General features: G+C 41.7%; 17 protein-coding genes. 1 reads left to right on the top strand and 16 read right to left on the bottom strand.

Annotated elements, in window-relative coordinates; all coding sequences use genetic code 11:
• Position 1 precedes the first annotated feature (1 nt).
• From B7723_RS07705 to B7723_RS07640, 14 genes are all read right to left on the bottom strand, one after another.
• Positions 2 to 1,099, bottom strand: a complete 1,098-nt coding sequence (locus B7723_RS07705; protein WP_084849953.1) for a sensor histidine kinase — start codon at positions 1,097 to 1,099, stop codon at positions 2 to 4.
• 4 nt (positions 1,100 to 1,103) lie between these two features.
• On the bottom strand, positions 1,104 to 1,838 hold the full coding sequence (locus tag B7723_RS07700) for an ABC transporter permease (protein WP_084849954.1): 735 nt from the start codon (positions 1,836 to 1,838) through the stop codon (positions 1,104 to 1,106).
• A 12-nt stretch (positions 1,839 to 1,850) separates the two neighbouring features.
• Positions 1,851 to 2,726, bottom strand: coding sequence for an ABC transporter ATP-binding protein (locus B7723_RS07695; protein ID WP_084849955.1), 876 nt, complete (start codon positions 2,724 to 2,726; stop codon positions 1,851 to 1,853).
• Positions 2,713 to 2,907, bottom strand: coding sequence for a hypothetical protein (locus B7723_RS07690; protein WP_007520695.1), 195 nt, complete (start codon positions 2,905 to 2,907; stop codon positions 2,713 to 2,715). The genes B7723_RS07695 and B7723_RS07690 overlap by 14 nt, the downstream gene beginning before the upstream one ends.
• Positions 2,904 to 3,110 carry a hypothetical protein gene (locus tag B7723_RS07685; protein WP_000390701.1) on the bottom strand — a complete coding sequence of 69 codons (207 nt, stop codon included), beginning with the start codon at positions 3,108 to 3,110 and terminating at the stop codon, positions 2,904 to 2,906. The genes B7723_RS07690 and B7723_RS07685 overlap by 4 nt, the downstream gene beginning before the upstream one ends.
• Before the next feature lie 123 nt (positions 3,111 to 3,233).
• Complete coding sequence (locus B7723_RS07680) at positions 3,234 to 4,901, bottom strand: DAK2 domain-containing protein (RefSeq protein WP_084849956.1); 1,668 nt, start codon at positions 4,899 to 4,901, stop codon at positions 3,234 to 3,236.
• Between the two features lie 2 nt (positions 4,902 to 4,903).
• On the bottom strand, positions 4,904 to 5,269 hold the full coding sequence (locus B7723_RS07675) for an Asp23/Gls24 family envelope stress response protein (RefSeq protein WP_000216435.1): 366 nt from the start codon (positions 5,267 to 5,269) through the stop codon (positions 4,904 to 4,906).
• Between the two features lie 152 nt (positions 5,270 to 5,421).
• The gene (gene rpmB / locus B7723_RS07670) at positions 5,422 to 5,610 is read right to left on the bottom strand and encodes a 50S ribosomal protein L28 (protein ID WP_001140948.1); all 189 of its coding nucleotides are present in this window, start codon (positions 5,608 to 5,610) and stop codon (positions 5,422 to 5,424) included.
• A 106-nt stretch (positions 5,611 to 5,716) separates the two neighbouring features.
• Entirely contained in the window at positions 5,717 to 6,391 is a 675-nt protein-coding gene (locus tag B7723_RS07665; protein WP_084849957.1) for a LiaF transmembrane domain-containing protein, read from the bottom strand.
• A 5-nt stretch (positions 6,392 to 6,396) separates the two neighbouring features.
• Entirely contained in the window at positions 6,397 to 6,843 is a 447-nt protein-coding gene (locus tag B7723_RS07660) for a LytTR family DNA-binding domain-containing protein (protein ID WP_000776578.1), read from the bottom strand.
• Positions 6,844 to 6,956: 113 nt separating this feature from the next.
• Positions 6,957 to 7,460 (bottom strand): phosphatase PAP2 family protein, encoded by a 504-nt coding sequence (locus B7723_RS07655; protein ID WP_084849958.1) that lies wholly within the window; start codon positions 7,458 to 7,460, stop codon positions 6,957 to 6,959.
• Positions 7,461 to 7,556: 96 nt separating this feature from the next.
• Positions 7,557 to 9,317, bottom strand: a complete 1,761-nt coding sequence (locus tag B7723_RS07650; protein ID WP_084849959.1) for an ABC transporter ATP-binding protein — start codon at positions 9,315 to 9,317, stop codon at positions 7,557 to 7,559.
• Positions 9,307 to 11,076, bottom strand: a complete 1,770-nt coding sequence (locus B7723_RS07645) for an ABC transporter ATP-binding protein (protein ID WP_084849960.1) — start codon at positions 11,074 to 11,076, stop codon at positions 9,307 to 9,309. The genes B7723_RS07650 and B7723_RS07645 overlap by 11 nt, the downstream gene beginning before the upstream one ends.
• Complete coding sequence (locus B7723_RS07640) at positions 11,060 to 11,521, bottom strand: MarR family winged helix-turn-helix transcriptional regulator (protein ID WP_033585770.1); 462 nt, start codon at positions 11,519 to 11,521, stop codon at positions 11,060 to 11,062. Before B7723_RS07640 ends, B7723_RS07645 begins: the two co-directional genes overlap by 17 nt.
• Before the next feature lie 193 nt (positions 11,522 to 11,714).
• Here B7723_RS07640 and B7723_RS07635 point away from each other — a divergent pair, with 193 nt between their 5' ends.
• Entirely contained in the window at positions 11,715 to 12,404 is a 690-nt protein-coding gene (locus B7723_RS07635) for a CD20-like domain-containing protein (RefSeq protein WP_084849961.1), read from the top strand.
• Between the two features lie 47 nt (positions 12,405 to 12,451).
• Here B7723_RS07635 and B7723_RS07630 read toward each other — a convergent pair whose 3' ends face one another.
• Together B7723_RS07630 and B7723_RS07625 are read right to left on the bottom strand one after the other, a co-directional pair.
• Complete coding sequence (locus B7723_RS07630; protein ID WP_000532898.1) at positions 12,452 to 13,168, bottom strand: YebC/PmpR family DNA-binding transcriptional regulator; 717 nt, start codon at positions 13,166 to 13,168, stop codon at positions 12,452 to 12,454.
• 96 nt (positions 13,169 to 13,264) lie between these two features.
• Positions 13,265 to 14,635, bottom strand: a complete 1,371-nt coding sequence (locus B7723_RS07625) for an MATE family efflux transporter (RefSeq protein WP_084849962.1) — start codon at positions 14,633 to 14,635, stop codon at positions 13,265 to 13,267.
• Positions 14,636 to 14,716 lie beyond the last annotated feature (81 nt).

The raw sequence follows: 14,716 nt of genomic DNA, 5'->3' as shown, positions 1-14,716 counted from the left end.
CTTAGTTTCTCTCCTTATAAGGTAGCCGAACCTGCACTTCAGTCGGATGTTTCTGACTGATCACCTTTACTTCTCCTGAAAAAGGAAGGACACGGTCTCGAATGGTATGGAGTTCATCCCCTTTTAGAGAAGCAAAGCCACAGCCATCATCTCTGACTGTTAAAATGAGTTCTTTCTCTGTCCGTTCTAATTTTAAGTAGGCTTTAGACGCTTTGGCGTGTTTGATGATATTGGTCACTAACTCAAGCAAAATCATGGAAGCTGTTGACTCCAATTCTTGAGTTAAGCTAGCTGTATCTAGTTGATTAGCTATTTCCACCTCAATTCCAGCAATTTCTAACATCTTTTTCACAGTCTCTAGTTCTGATGTCAGAGTTCTAGACTTAAGATTTTCCACAATGGTTCGAACTTCACGCATTGATTCTTTGCTAATTTGCTGTATTTCTCTTAATTCCTTTTCCACCTGTGGATAAGCCTGCATCTGAAGAAGTTGGAGGGCAAGGTCCGTCTTCACACTCAACATAGCAAAGGTATGACCTAGACTATCATGGAGATCCTGACCGATACGATTGCGTTCATTTTCAGCCAAGAAAAGATTAAGCTTAGCATTTTGTTTCATCTTTTCTTCTTTTATTTCCTCCGACACTCGAATTCGATAAAGACCAAAGGTCAGTGCATCGGAAAAGACAAAGGTCACCAAGAAAAAGAGGAGGTCCCAGGGACTAACATGATTGACCATATAGATTCCGGTCAGAATGAACGGTTGCAAGACAACAAAACTGACAAAACGCCAAGAGTGAAAAGAAATCTCATCCAGCTCATAAATAAGGAGATTGGATAAATAGAAGATAAACCAGGTGAAACCCGAACTCAGCCAAACCGATGTATAAAAAATGTAGGCAAGCATGATCCACCAAGCCATCCACAGCACAGTGCGACTCTGACTGGCTAAAACCGAATAGAAGGCAAGTACAAATAGTAGGGTCCATAGCAAGGTTAAAAGCGGGTAATCTCCAACGATAACACCCGCTATAGGAAAGATGATAAACACAATTGAAATATGAAACATATAATGAATGTTTTTAAATTTTTCCAACATAGATTTATTTTACCTCAATCCGTTTTTTCAGCTGGATTACCAGTACACCAAAGAAAACTGTATAACCTAGTACAACCAAGGCAGCAAGAATATTAAATTCGTGGTGCTCCAAATAAGTAGAGACAACCTGCATCAGTTGATAGGTTGGGGTCAGTTTTCCAATGGATTGGAGCCATTCTGGGAAGGAACTCAAAGGGAACCAGAGTCCACCTAGGACAGCCAAAGCAATATAGGCAATATTTCCAATAACCGTCATCAATTGAGCACTAGGAAGCAAGCTCACCAAGACCCCCATGCTGATAAAGACCACGCTTCCGACCAGCAACATAACTCCAATCACCAACCAGTCAATCCAAGGTAGAGTAACCCCGCGGACAAAATGACCTACTGAAAAGACAACTATAATTGATAACAAGAAAGTTAGCAGAGTGCTGAACAGTTTTGATACATAATATTCTACCATAGAAACAGGAGAATGTTGAATCAATTTTTGCCAGTTGTTCGTCTTATCAGACTCGAGTGTGCTTGGGATACTGAAAAAAGCACTTGACATGATACTAAAGAGCGTCATGGCAAAAAGATAGGCTTGAAGAGCAATTTCTGGAATATCTGACCCTAACATCATACCAGAAAAGATAAGGTAAAACACACTTGGAAGTCCGATGGATAGCAAGTAGTAGACTGCTTGCCGTTTCATCAGAATGATTTCCACTTTCATGAGACTTGTCATATTTTTCATCGTCAATCTCCTTTAGTCTTGAGTCGTTTCGAAGATACTGTCTAAGAGAGTTCGATTGCGAACTTCAATTTCTTCGATCATGCAGCCCTGTTCTTGCAAGACTTTCCATACCTGGCTGGCTTCTTTGGTTGTGAAGGAAAGAGCATTTTGCTTGATTTCAAGCTCTTGAATCTGGTCCAAAGTGCTGATAACTTCCTGATAAGTTAGTGGTACCGTAAAGTGTTTTTCTTGTTCTTCACCACGCATAGCATAAGGCGTCGTATCGCGAATCAATTCACCCTTGTGAAGGACCAAAATGCGGTCAGCCGTATGCTCTACCTCTTCGATATAGTGAGAAGAATAGACAATGGTGACACCATTTTGCTTTAACTGATTGACAATTTCCCAAAAATGCTGACGTGTAGAGGTATCCATTGCAGCAGTCGGCTCATCTAAAAATAGAATTTTTGGACGACCTATTAAAGACAACACAAAAGAGAACAAACGTTTTTGCCCACCAGACAGCTTGCCCGCTAACTGATTTTTCTGCTTGTCTGAGAATCTTAGCAAGTCATCAATTTCTTTGTCTGAAAGACTGTTTGGATAGATTGATTGAAAGAAGGATAAGAGTTCTTTCACTTTCAAGTCTTGAACCACCGTATTTTCTTGAGGCAAGACAGAAATAAACTGCTTTAATCGAGGATCTGTTGGCGCAAATCCTTGAATGGCGACCTGACCTGAGCTCATGAACTTGTCGCCCAAGAGACAATCAATCAAGGTTGTTTTTCCTGCTCCGTTAGGCCCGATCAAGGCGACACATTCACCATCGTTGATTTCAAAGGAGATGTTCCGCAAGATCTCCTTGTCTTTTATCTTCTTACTTAATTTCTCAACTTTAATCACAGTCATGAGATTCTCCTTTCAACCACTTCATTCCCATAGGGAAAACGACGAAAATCATAAATCCAAAACCCCAGGCACCACGAATGAATTGGCGAAACAAGGTTTGGTCAAACCAACCAGTAAACATTTCCACTAACCATACCAAGAGTGACAGGCCGATAAAGAAATAGATGATTGCTTTTTTCATTCCTCAAACTCCTTTTTCACATCTCTGACTAATTTCAAACCCTCTCTGACAAGCCAAGACATCATTCCAAAGCCAGCAAATAGCTCCCAAGGAAAATGATAGAAACCCTCGTCCAATCCTGAAAACATGAGATAGGTCATAACTCCTGCTGCTACTAAGCTCACTGCGACAATCATTTTATTTTTCATTTCTTCTTCCTCCATTTCATACTTCAATTATAGTCTTTTGAAGTTAGCGGAGCTAGATGCTTCTGTCACTAGGAAATATGACAAATGTCATAAAAAAAGAAAGCTGTAAAATCAACTTTCTTTTTTATCTATTAAATTTTATTCCACACTGAAAAGATATGGATATACAGGTTGTTGACCTTGGTGAATCTCTACTTCAACATCTTCAAATTCTTCTGCGATTTCTTGGGCAATTTCATTGGCAAGTTCTTCGCTTCCGTCTTCACCGACATAGAAAGTCACGATTTCACTATCTTCGTTCAACATATGTTTCAATGTTTCTGTCAAGGTTTGGTGCATGTCAGGATTTGACACAAGGATTTTCCCATCGACCATACCAAGATTGTCATTTTCATGAATCTCTAAGCCATCAATCGTTGTATCACGAACGGCTGTTGTTACACTACCGCTGATAACATCACCAAGGGCTGCAGTCATACGTTCTTTGTTTTCTTCGATTGATTTGCTTGGATCAAAGGCAAGAAGACTGGTCAACCCTTGAGGAATTGTGCGTGCTTCTACCACAACAGCAGGTTGTTCAAGCACTTCAGCCGCAGATTGAGCTGCCATAAAGATATTTTTGTTGTTTGGCAAGAAGATAATGTTGCGAGCATTGACCTGTTCAACAGCCTTGATAAAGTCTTCTGTTGAAGGGTTCATTGTCTGACCACCTTCGATGACATAATCCACACCTTGGGCACGGAAGATATCTGCTAAACCTTGACCAGCTACTACTGCGATAAGGGCATACTCTTTTGTTTCAACAGGCTTGTTGCCTTGAGTTGCTTCTTTTTCAACTTGCGCTTCGTGTTGATTACGCATGTTGTCCACTTTTACTTTGATCAAGCTACCATATTTGAGACCTTCTTGCATGACAAGACCTGGATCTTCTGTATGGACGTGAACTTTGACGATTTCATCATCATTGACAACAAGGAGCGAGTCACCGAGTTCATTCAAGTAGTTACGGAATTCATCGTAGTCAAAGTCCTTAGAATAAGTTGGACCTTGTTTGAGAGCTACCATAATCTCTGTACAGTAACCAAAGGTAATATCCTCAGTTGCAACATGTCCAGCCACAGACTTATGGTGCTCTGCATTGATCATTTCACTCATGTTAGCAGGAGTCGCTACAAAGTCTTCAGAAGCACTGTATTCACCAGTAAGAGCTGAAAGGAATCCTTCGTAGATGAAGACCAAACCTTGACCACCTGAGTCTACCACACCAACTTCCTTAAGGACTGGAAGCATTTCTGGTGTCTTAGCCAAAGCTGCTTTTGCACCTTCCAAGGCTGCACGCATGACCTCAACAGCATCATCTGTCTCCTCGGCTTTTTTCTTAGCCCCAATAGCCGCTCCACGAGAAACAGTCAAAATGGTCCCTTCAACTGGTTTCATAACCGCTTTATAAGCTACTTCGACACCGGATTGGAAGGCAAGAGCCAAGTCTTGACCTGTTAATTCATCTTTTTCCTTGATAGCCTGAGAGAAGCCACGGAAGAGCTGAGAAGTGATAACCCCTGAGTTCCCACGCGCACCCATCAAGAGACCTTTAGCAAGAATGCTCGCTACTTCTCCAACTGTAGAAGCAGGCTTGTCTGCTACTTCTTTCGCACCATTTTCAATGGTCATTCCCATGTTTGTCCCAGTATCTCCATCTGGAACTGGAAAGACGTTCAATGAATTGACATATTCTGCTTGCTTATTCAAACGAGTTGATGCAGCCTGCACCATCTCTTGGAATAAACTGGTAGTAATTTTTGACACGATTATTCTCCTACAACTTTGATATTTTGAATGTAGACATTCACAGTCTGAGCAGTAATTCCTAGTTGATTTTCTAGACTAAAACGAACACGCTCTTGAATGTTTTTTGACACTTCGCTTATCTTTATTCCGTAGCTCAACACGGTATAAACATCAACTGCGATGCTACCATCTTCGGCTGCCTTCACGACAACACCCTTAGAATAATTTTCCTTACCAAGGAGGGCTTGGAAATTGTCTTTGAGGGCATTTTTACTAGCCATACCGACCACTCCAAAAATCTCAGTTGCGGCACCACCTACTACGGTTGCAATCACTTCATCTGTCAGTTCGATTTGACCATCTTTTGTATTAATTTTTACAGTCATTTTTTTTACCTCAACTAGTTGATACTCTATTTTATCATATTTCAGCCCAAGTGTAAAAGCAGAATGCTGTATCGGCGGATATTTACTCTATTTTTCAAATGGTTTTATCTCTAGAGCAAAAGAAAAAGACCTAAGCGGTCTTTTCATTTTTATTAAACGCGTTCAACTTTACCTGATTTCAAAGCACGAGCTGAAGCCCAAACTTTTTTAGGTTTACCATCGATAAGAACAGTAACTTTTTGAAGGTTTGGTTTTACGGCACGTTTTGTTTGGTTCATCGCGTGTGAACGGTTGTTTCCTGATACAGTCTTACGACCTGTAAAGTAACATACTTTAGCCATTGTGTTTTCCTCCTATTAGATCTAATATAGCGGATGTGCTAGCACCACATACCGTACTATGTTATCACACTTTCTCTATTTTGGCAAGGAAATTAGGAGACTTTTTTTATTTAACGTAAACAACTCCAAGTTTACCAAAGGCTACTTCTCCACGGATAATCAAGGTTTTGTTTGTTGGCGCTACAGGAGCGTCTGCCTTAGCTGCACCAAAGGAGGTTTCTACTTTCAAATCTACACGCCAGTGTTGTGGGACATAGACTGTTGCATTACCAAAAGCCACTTCGATATTCAAAGTAGCAAAATCACCTAACATCTCTGCGTTATCATAGTAGATTTTTGCATCTCCAAAAGCGACTTCAACTTGGTCATCTACAATATCTTGATCTTGCTTATAGAAAGTACCGCTTCCAAATACGACTTCCTTATCCGTAATGACTGTTTTTTCTCCATTGTACCACCATTTTTTTTCATGCCAGAACTTACTTGAATGTGTCAGATAACCAACACCGAGTACTACCAAGATGCTAGCCCAGATGAGAGAATGATTTGTAACTGGCAACAAGTCATAAGCGTAATTTGCAATGATGAGCGCCAGTAAACCTGTAAAAACTGCCGAAGTTAGATGGCGTCTAAGGATGGACTCAATGGACTTATAAGCAAAAAAAACAATTCCTAGCAAAGGCCATATCTTACCATCCAAAGAAGGAATGCCAAAATTTCCTTGCAGCAAGATCCAGGCTGCTAAAATCAATAAAACAATACCAAATGCTTTCTTTTTCATGTCTTTTACCTCATGTTTCTTAGATTTTCTTTTAGGAGGGATTGGTAATGCCGTGAGACATGAACCTCCTTGTGCGTCTGATAAAAGGAAATGGTGCCCGTTCCTGAAAAGGACTTGTCCACCGAGTATATCTGACGGATGTTTGTGATCGTTGACTTGGACACTCGACTAAAATAGCGAGGTAAGATGGACTCCAACTCATAGAGTTTGAGACGTACCTCATAGGCTTCCTTCTGGGTATGAGCGTAAATCTTGCTCCCTTCTGTTTCAAAGAAGAGAATTTCTGACAGGTCTAGATAATATTCACCTGTCCCCTTGTAAAAAGTCAACCTCGGAGCCTTTGACTCTTGCAAAAGTCGTTGCAAATCTGCAATTTCATCTGTCAAAGTGGGTGTCTTGATGACAATTTCAGTCTCCTCTAAATTGTCGTCAATCTCAATTCGTAACTTCATCACATCTCCTTTCTGACTCTACTATATCAAAGCTAAGTTAGGAATACAAGGGTAAAAAAGCAAGTGGTCAATATGAAGCAGTAAGTGGTTGTAGGACCAGCCTAACTTACATGTCAGAATAGGAAGAAAAGGAACCCCCACAACAGACCGCAGACATAGCCAACCAAGACGTCCTTTGGATAATGCACACCACCTAATACTCGGACCAAGGCTAAGACTCCTGAGCAAATAAGCAAGATCATTCCGATCAAAGTCCAAGCATGGAAATAGGCCATGGAGATGATAGTTGCCGAAAAGACATGACGACTAGGCATAGACTGTCCCGAACTATCCTTTTCAAGCAGGGGACGGATATCCCAAGTTTCGTAGGGGCGTGGGTGATTGATTTTCTTACGAAAAAGAGACAAGATCACAAAACCTGATGCAGGAATAAGCACATAAACCTCAACTTGCTGACCCAGTCCTAGTTTCAGGTAAGTGGTGACTAGCAAAATCAGATAGACCAAGGGCATGGCGACTGTCATCAAGCGATTAAAACTGCGTAACAGAAATAGAAGGGTGGGATGGCTGGTGAGCCTAGAGTTGATATTTCGATACCATTCTTGATAATTTTTCATTAAATTTCTCATTCATTACCTTGTTTTTGTCTACAGGTGAGACGTTTGTCTTCTAGTATAGTCCAGAAAAAGAAGGCCGTCAAGCCTTCTTTTGTTTTATTCTTCTGCTTCGTCTTCTGTAAATTGACTATTGTACAAGTCAGCGTAGAAGCCACCTTGCGCCATCAGCTCCTCATGGTTTCCTTGTTCGATGATATTGCCATCTTTCATGACAAGAATCAAATCTGCATTACGGATAGTTGACAAGCGGTGGGCGATGACAAAGGAAGTTCTACCCTCCATCAAACGGTCCATGGCTTTCTGAATCAATTCCTCTGTACGTGTGTCAACTGAGGATGTCGCTTCATCCAAAATCAAGAGCGGTGCGTCCTTCAGCAAAGCACGAGCAATGGTTAAGAGTTGTTTTTGTCCGACAGACAAGGTCACTGTATCGTCCAAGATAGTGTCATAACCGTCTGGCAAAGTCATGATAAAGTGGTGGATTCCCACAGCCTTGCTGGCTTCCATCATCCGCTCATCGCTGATGCCTGTTTGATTGTAGATGAGATTATCTCGAATGGTTCCTTCAAAGAGCCAAGTATCTTGCAAGACCATTGAAAAGGCATCGTGTACTTCTGAGCGCTTCATATCCTTGGTATCGACACCATCGATACGGATACTTCCCTTATCAATCTCATAGAACTTCATCAAAAGATTGACAATGGTTGTCTTACCAGCTCCAGTCGGTCCAACGATTGCGACCTTTTGACCTGCATGAGCTGTTGCAGAAAAGTCATGGATGATGGTGCGCTCTGGTGTATAACCAAAGGACACATGATCAAAGACCACTTCCCCTTTCATGTCAGTCAATTGTCTTTCCTTATGGGATTCATCCTGCATCTCAGCTTCACCTAGAAATTCAAAGACACGTCCCATGGCTGCACTCGCTTGTTGTAAGTTTGTAATCCCTTGAGCAATCTGTGACAGAGGTTGGGAGAAGGTCCGAACATAGACCATAAAGGCTACAATGATCCCTATAGTGATATGTCCTTCTAACGCCAGCGCGGCCCCAACGATGATGACCAACACATAACTAAAGTTCCCAACAAAGATCATGGCTGGCATCATGATACCTGAGATAAATTGAGATTTCCAGATACTGTCGTGCAAGTCTTGGTTTAAACCTGCAAATCTCGCTTTGGAAGTATCTACTGCGTTGTAGCTAGTCACTACATTATGGCCAGAGTACATTTCTTCTACGTAACCATTGACGGCCGCTAGATTATTTTGTTGGGCTTTAAAATAACCCTGTGACTTGGCCATAATTACGGAAACTGCCGCAAAACCAACAAGGGTTGATACAACGGTTACCAGTGCCAAAATCCAGTTCATCCCAAACATGGTCACCAAGACAGCAATTAGTAGAAAAACAGATGAAAGAACTGTCCCTAGACTTTGGTTGAGAGATTGCGCCGCCGTATCCACATCATTGGTTACACGAGATAGAGTGTCCCCTTGAGAATGGCGATCAAAATAAGCAAGAGGTAAACGATTGATCTTTTCAGCGATTGCTGTCCGCAAGCGTTTTGAAAAATGTTGGATACTTGTTGAAAAGATATAGGCCTGTGTATAATTAAGGATAGCTCCAAACACATAGAGAATCACTAAAAAGCTAGCAATACTTGAAACAGCCTCTAGGTCAATTCCCGTCATCAAACCATCTGAAATCAAGTTGGTAATTTCTTTAATCTTGGTTGGTCCATAAACAGTGATGATGCTTGAACATACAGCTGCTACAATCGCTACTAGTAGGGGAAGTTGGAGACCTGCTAGAAAAGGTTTATAATATTTCCAAAAAGACATTTTCTTATTTTCCATGTTCCAATTCCTCCTTCGATAGTTGTGAGTAGGCAATTTCTTGGTAGACTTCGTTGGTAGCTAGAAGTTCCTTGTGGGTGCCTTGCCCCACGACTTTTCCTTGATCCAAAACTAAGATCAGGTCAGCATCCATAATGGTAGAAATCCGCTGCGCTACGATAAGTTTGGTCATGGATTTTGTTTTCTCAGCTAGCTCTTGGCGCAGGACACGATCTGTCTTGTAGTCCAAGGCTGAGAAAGAGTCATCAAAGATGAGAATCTCTGGTTTACGAGCCAAGGCGCGCGCAATGGCCAAACGCTGTCTTTGACCTCCTGAGAAGTTGGTTCCGCCTTGGGCTACTTCTGATGCAAGACCTGCTTCCTTATCCTCGATAAAGGTTTTAGACTGGGCCAATTCTAGAGCTTGCCACATAGCAGCTTCGCTTAGAGGAGTTTCTTTGCTCTTACCAAAGTCTAAGTTCCCCTTGACATCTCCAGAGAAGAGCACAGCTTTTTGTGGAATATAGCCGACCTTATTGCGCAAATCTTCCAAGTCATAATCTTGCACATTAACTCCGTCCACTAGGATTTCTCCATCTGAAACGTCGTAAAAACGTGGCAAGAGGTTGACTAGGGTGGACTTACCTGATCCAGTCGATCCGATGAAGGCCACGGTTTGACCCGCTTCTGCTTTGAAAGTGACATGTTCCACGACTGCTTCAGAGTTTTTAGAGTAGCGGAAAGTCACATCACGAAATTCCACTTGCCCTTGAACTGAAGGGTCCGCTGTCTGTGCTTGACTAGGATTTTCAATAGAAGAATGCAAATCCAATACTTGATTGATACGTCCTGCCGAAACCAAGGTACGAGGAAGAACGATGAAGAGTGCTCCCATGAGAAGGAAGCCCATCACGACCTGCATGGCATAAGACATGAAGACCACCATATCACTAAAGAGTGGTAGACGGTCTGTCAAATTTGCGTCATTGATGATATAGGCTCCAATCCAGTAGATAGCTAGACTCAAGCCACTCGAAATCGCCATCATAATAGGATTTATAATCGCCATCAAACGGGTGACAAAGAGATTGAGACGGGTGACTTCAGTATTAGCTTCCTCAAATTTCTTATCTTGGTAATCCTCGGCATTGTATGCGCGAACAACTCGAATCCCAGTCAAACTTTCACGAGTGATACTATTGAGTTTATCTGTCAATTTTTGGATGACCGATTGTTTTGGAAAGGCCAGAGTCATAAGAACGGTGGTCATCAAGACATTCACAATAACAGCCACAACGACCGCCCAGAGCCAGTATTCCGATTTCCCAAGGATTTTTCCAATGGCCCAGATAGCCATAATTGGCCCACGAGTAACCACCTGCAAGCCCATGGTAAAGAGCATCTGTACCTGGGTAATATCATTGGTCGTCCGAGTCAAAAGACTTGGGATTGAAAAGCGCTTGATTTCTGTCTGCGAAAAATCTAAAACGCGATGAAATACGTCTCTACGTAGATGGGTTGTATAGGATGCTGCAACACGAGCAGCAAAGAAACCCACCATAACAGATGAAAAGAAAGCCAATAAAGACAAACCAATCATCTTCGCAGCTGGTGACCAGAGTTCACCCAACTGCGTTCCAGAAGTTCCCAGTAATTCTGTAATTTGCGAAATATAAGTCGGCACCTCTAACTCTAGATAGACCGAGAAACAAGTGAAAAGAATCGCAAGGACAATCATCCCCCACTCTTTTCCTGTAATACGTTTAGCGAGTTTCTTCATTCTCTCCTCCTATCTTCTCAACATTTTCTTGCAACTGACAGAGGACCTTTTCAAAGATTGCCAAGTCTGACTTTGAAACACCCTCTAGCAGACTCTGATTGATCCGATCAAAAAAGGCCTTAACTTCTTGCATCTGCGAACGCGATTTATCCGTCAAGCGAACAAACTTTGCCCGCTTATCACTCGGGCTGGCCTCTAGTTCAACCAAACCATTTTGTACCATGCGCTTGACTAGATTACTCGCAACAGATTTAGTAATATTGAGTTCCTGCTCGATATCCTTAATTAAGACCAGATTTTCAGACTGTTCTTGGCAATCTAAAAAACGCAGAACCTGCCCCTGCGGTCCACCCATAAATTCAAGGCCACATCGCTTGGCTTCTTTCTGTATCATCAGATGAGCCTGGTATCCAAAACGTTTAAACATCAACATCGGCTTGTCCATGATTGCTCCTTTCTCACGATTAAATATAGTTCTCTGGAGAACTAATTACGTTTCCATGAGAACTATTTTATCACTTTCAGAAGAGATGTCAAGAAAAAAGTTTCCTAGAGAACTATTTTAGTCTGAATTGACATTGGAGAATATTTTCTCTATAATAAGCACTAGCTACCGTGGATAGGAATCCATTCACTTGATGAAGGGAGAAAACGTTCAAATGAAACCAGAAGAACAAAAAGTTTTAGGGATTTTAGCAACCATTTTTGGAGCCATCGCACTTTTAGGATCTTGGATCCCGTTTATTAACTATCTATCGTTTTTCATCGCTATTGTCGCGTTGATCTTAGGTATTATCGGACTTATTGCCAATCTCAAAAAACGGAAAACAATGGCCATTATCGGAACATCCTTGTCAATTGCTTCTATTATACTCTTCCTTACGACCCAGATGTTGTATGCTAATGTCTACAAAGAATTTGTCAGAGAGTTTAACCGTTCCTATAGAGAAGCTAGCTCCTCAATGGAACGCGACTTGACAGATGATACCATTGATTCACTCCCTGAAGAGGAGGAAGAAGACGATACCTTCACTTGGACCCAAGAACAGTTCGACGCTTTAATCGAAGGTGACCTTGATAACAAAGGAAAAGGTGGTACCAATTACAAGGATATTATCAAAAAACACGGACTACCAGACTCCGAGTTTGACTCCACTATTGGGGGATATGATACGAGAAAAATCACCTATATCTCTATTGGTGACAATATCAAGACTGTTACCTTAACTTTTGCAAAACAGGACAATGGACAGCTCTTACTAATTCATAAAATGGCTTTGGGCCTAGGAGAAAGCCAACAGCAAAGAGATTCTGGTTCCAGAATCTAATCTCAAATATAAAAAGCGAACAGCTAGCAAGTCTGTTCGCTTTTTTATTAGAATCCATCTACGTTTGTGTAGATCTTTTGGACGTCCTCATCATCTTCAAGAACGCTGTAAAGTTTTTCAAAGGTTTCAAGGTCTTCACCTGACAACTCAACTTCTGATTGAGGAATCATTTCCAGTTCAGTTACTTGGAATTCTTCGATACCAGACTCACGCAAAGCAACGATGGCCTTGTGAAGGTCAGTTGGAGCTGTGTAAACAGTGATTGTTCCTTCTTCTGCTTCTACATCATCCACATCAATGTCTGCTTCAAGCAAAAGCTCAAAGATAGCATCCGCATCATCACCAGCAAATACGATCACACCCTTGTTGTCAAAGAGGTAAGAAACAGAACCTGAAGCTCCCATGTTACCGCCATTTTTACCAAAAGCAGCACGAACGTTCGCAGCTGTACGGTTGACGTTTGAAGTCAAGGTATCCACAATCAGCATAGAACCATTTGGTCCAAATCCTTCGTAACGTCCTTCTGTAAAGGTTTCGTCTGTGTTTCCTTTTGCCTTATCGATAGCCTTATCAATAACGTGTTTTGGCACTTGCGCTTGTTTAGCACGATCGATAACGAATTTCAAAGCAGTATTTGATTCTGGATCTGGTTCCCCTTTTTTAGCTGCTACATAGATTTCTACACCAAATTTTGCATATACTTTAGAGTTAGCTCCATCTTTAGCCGTTTTCTTGGCTACGATATTGGCCCATTTACGTCCCATTAGGAATCTCCTTTTTTCACATTTTAATCTTTCTTATTATAACACAAGTCTAGCTGATTTTCACTAGAGGAAATGGATTTTCTTTTGCAAAGCAAGCTAGGCTTTGCCTCCGACTGCCACGATTTTCTTGCCTTCTTTTATCCAAGGGTGTCGGGAAAGGGAGAAGTAAAGTTGGACAGTCATCACAACCCAGAGTAGCGGTTCACAGAGAATAACACCTGTATAGCCTGTCCAAGGAATAATCCAAGCTACGAAAATAATTTTCCCAAACAATTCTATAAAGCTAGATATAAGTGGCAAAAGTTTTTGGCCTAGTCCCTGCAAACTATTTCTATAAATCAATAAAAGGCTTAAAAATGGATAGAATACCGAACTGATACGTAAGTACAAGGTCCCGTTTTCTACCAAATAGCTGTCTGTCGAACTCGCCAAGAAAGAGACTAGGCTAGGACTGGCAAAAAATAGGAAAATACAGGCAAAGGCTGCCCAAGACATACTCAAATAGCTCCCTAAACGAAGGCCTTGGACAATACGTTCGGGACGTTTCGCCCCAAAGTTTTGAGAGATAAAAGTCGTCATCGATGCTGAAATAGCCGTCATTGGCAGCAAGGCAAAGGCCATGATTCTGCGCGCTGCCGTTTGAGCACTGATAATGACTGCACCAAAACTATTGACAGAGGATTGCAAAATGACACTTCCGATAGAGACGATTGACCCCATCAGACCCATGGCTAGCCCCTGCTCCAAGAGATCAACATAGAGAGACTTATTCCATTTGAAATGTTTGAGACCCGGAAGAAGCTCTGGAACACTCTTACGGATATAATAAAAGCAGAGAACAGCTGATAAGCCTTGCGAGATGATGGTAGCAAGCCCCGCAGATTGAACTCCCAGATGCAGTTGCGTAATGAAATAGAGATCCAGAACCACATTGACCAAGGCAGAAAAAATCAGAAATCCAAGAGCTGCTAGACTGTCTCCAATGGACCGCAACAAACCTGCAAAGAGATTATAGGCAAAGCTGACGCCTACACAGGTCACAATCATAGAAATATATTGATAGGACTGAGGAAGGATTTCTGCAGGAGTATCTAAATATTGCAAGAGTGGATACAGACCGACAAATCCCATCAGCATGACCACAATGCTCAAAAGAGCACCTAAAATCCAGGTAGCTGCTACTGCTTCCTTGATCTTTGTAAAATTCCGAGCCCCATAATAGCGGGCAATGACGATCCCCATGCCATTGCCAACACCAAGCGTAAAGCCTATAATCAAGTCAAAAATGGCAGTTGTCGCCCCTACTGCTGCCAAGGAATCTTGACCAAGAAATCGTCCAACAATCAAGACGTCAGCTGTATTATAGAGCTGTTGGAAAATATTTGACAGCAAGATTGGAAAGGCAAAGCTTAACAGCGCAGGAAGAATAGGACCATGTATCAAGTCCACGGATCGTTTCTTATTCATAAAGCTATTATATCAGCTTTCTAAAGGAGCGACAAGGCTCTATCACTAAGTTTGCAATCAATTGCTTACAGAGAGACAATT

This window comes from Streptococcus oralis subsp. oralis (assembly GCF_002096435.1).
GTDB classification, from domain to species: domain Bacteria; phylum Bacillota; class Bacilli; order Lactobacillales; family Streptococcaceae; genus Streptococcus; species Streptococcus oralis_AA.
The sequence above is the reverse complement of the archived record's forward strand: the minus strand, read 5'-3'. Positions and strand labels throughout refer to the sequence as shown.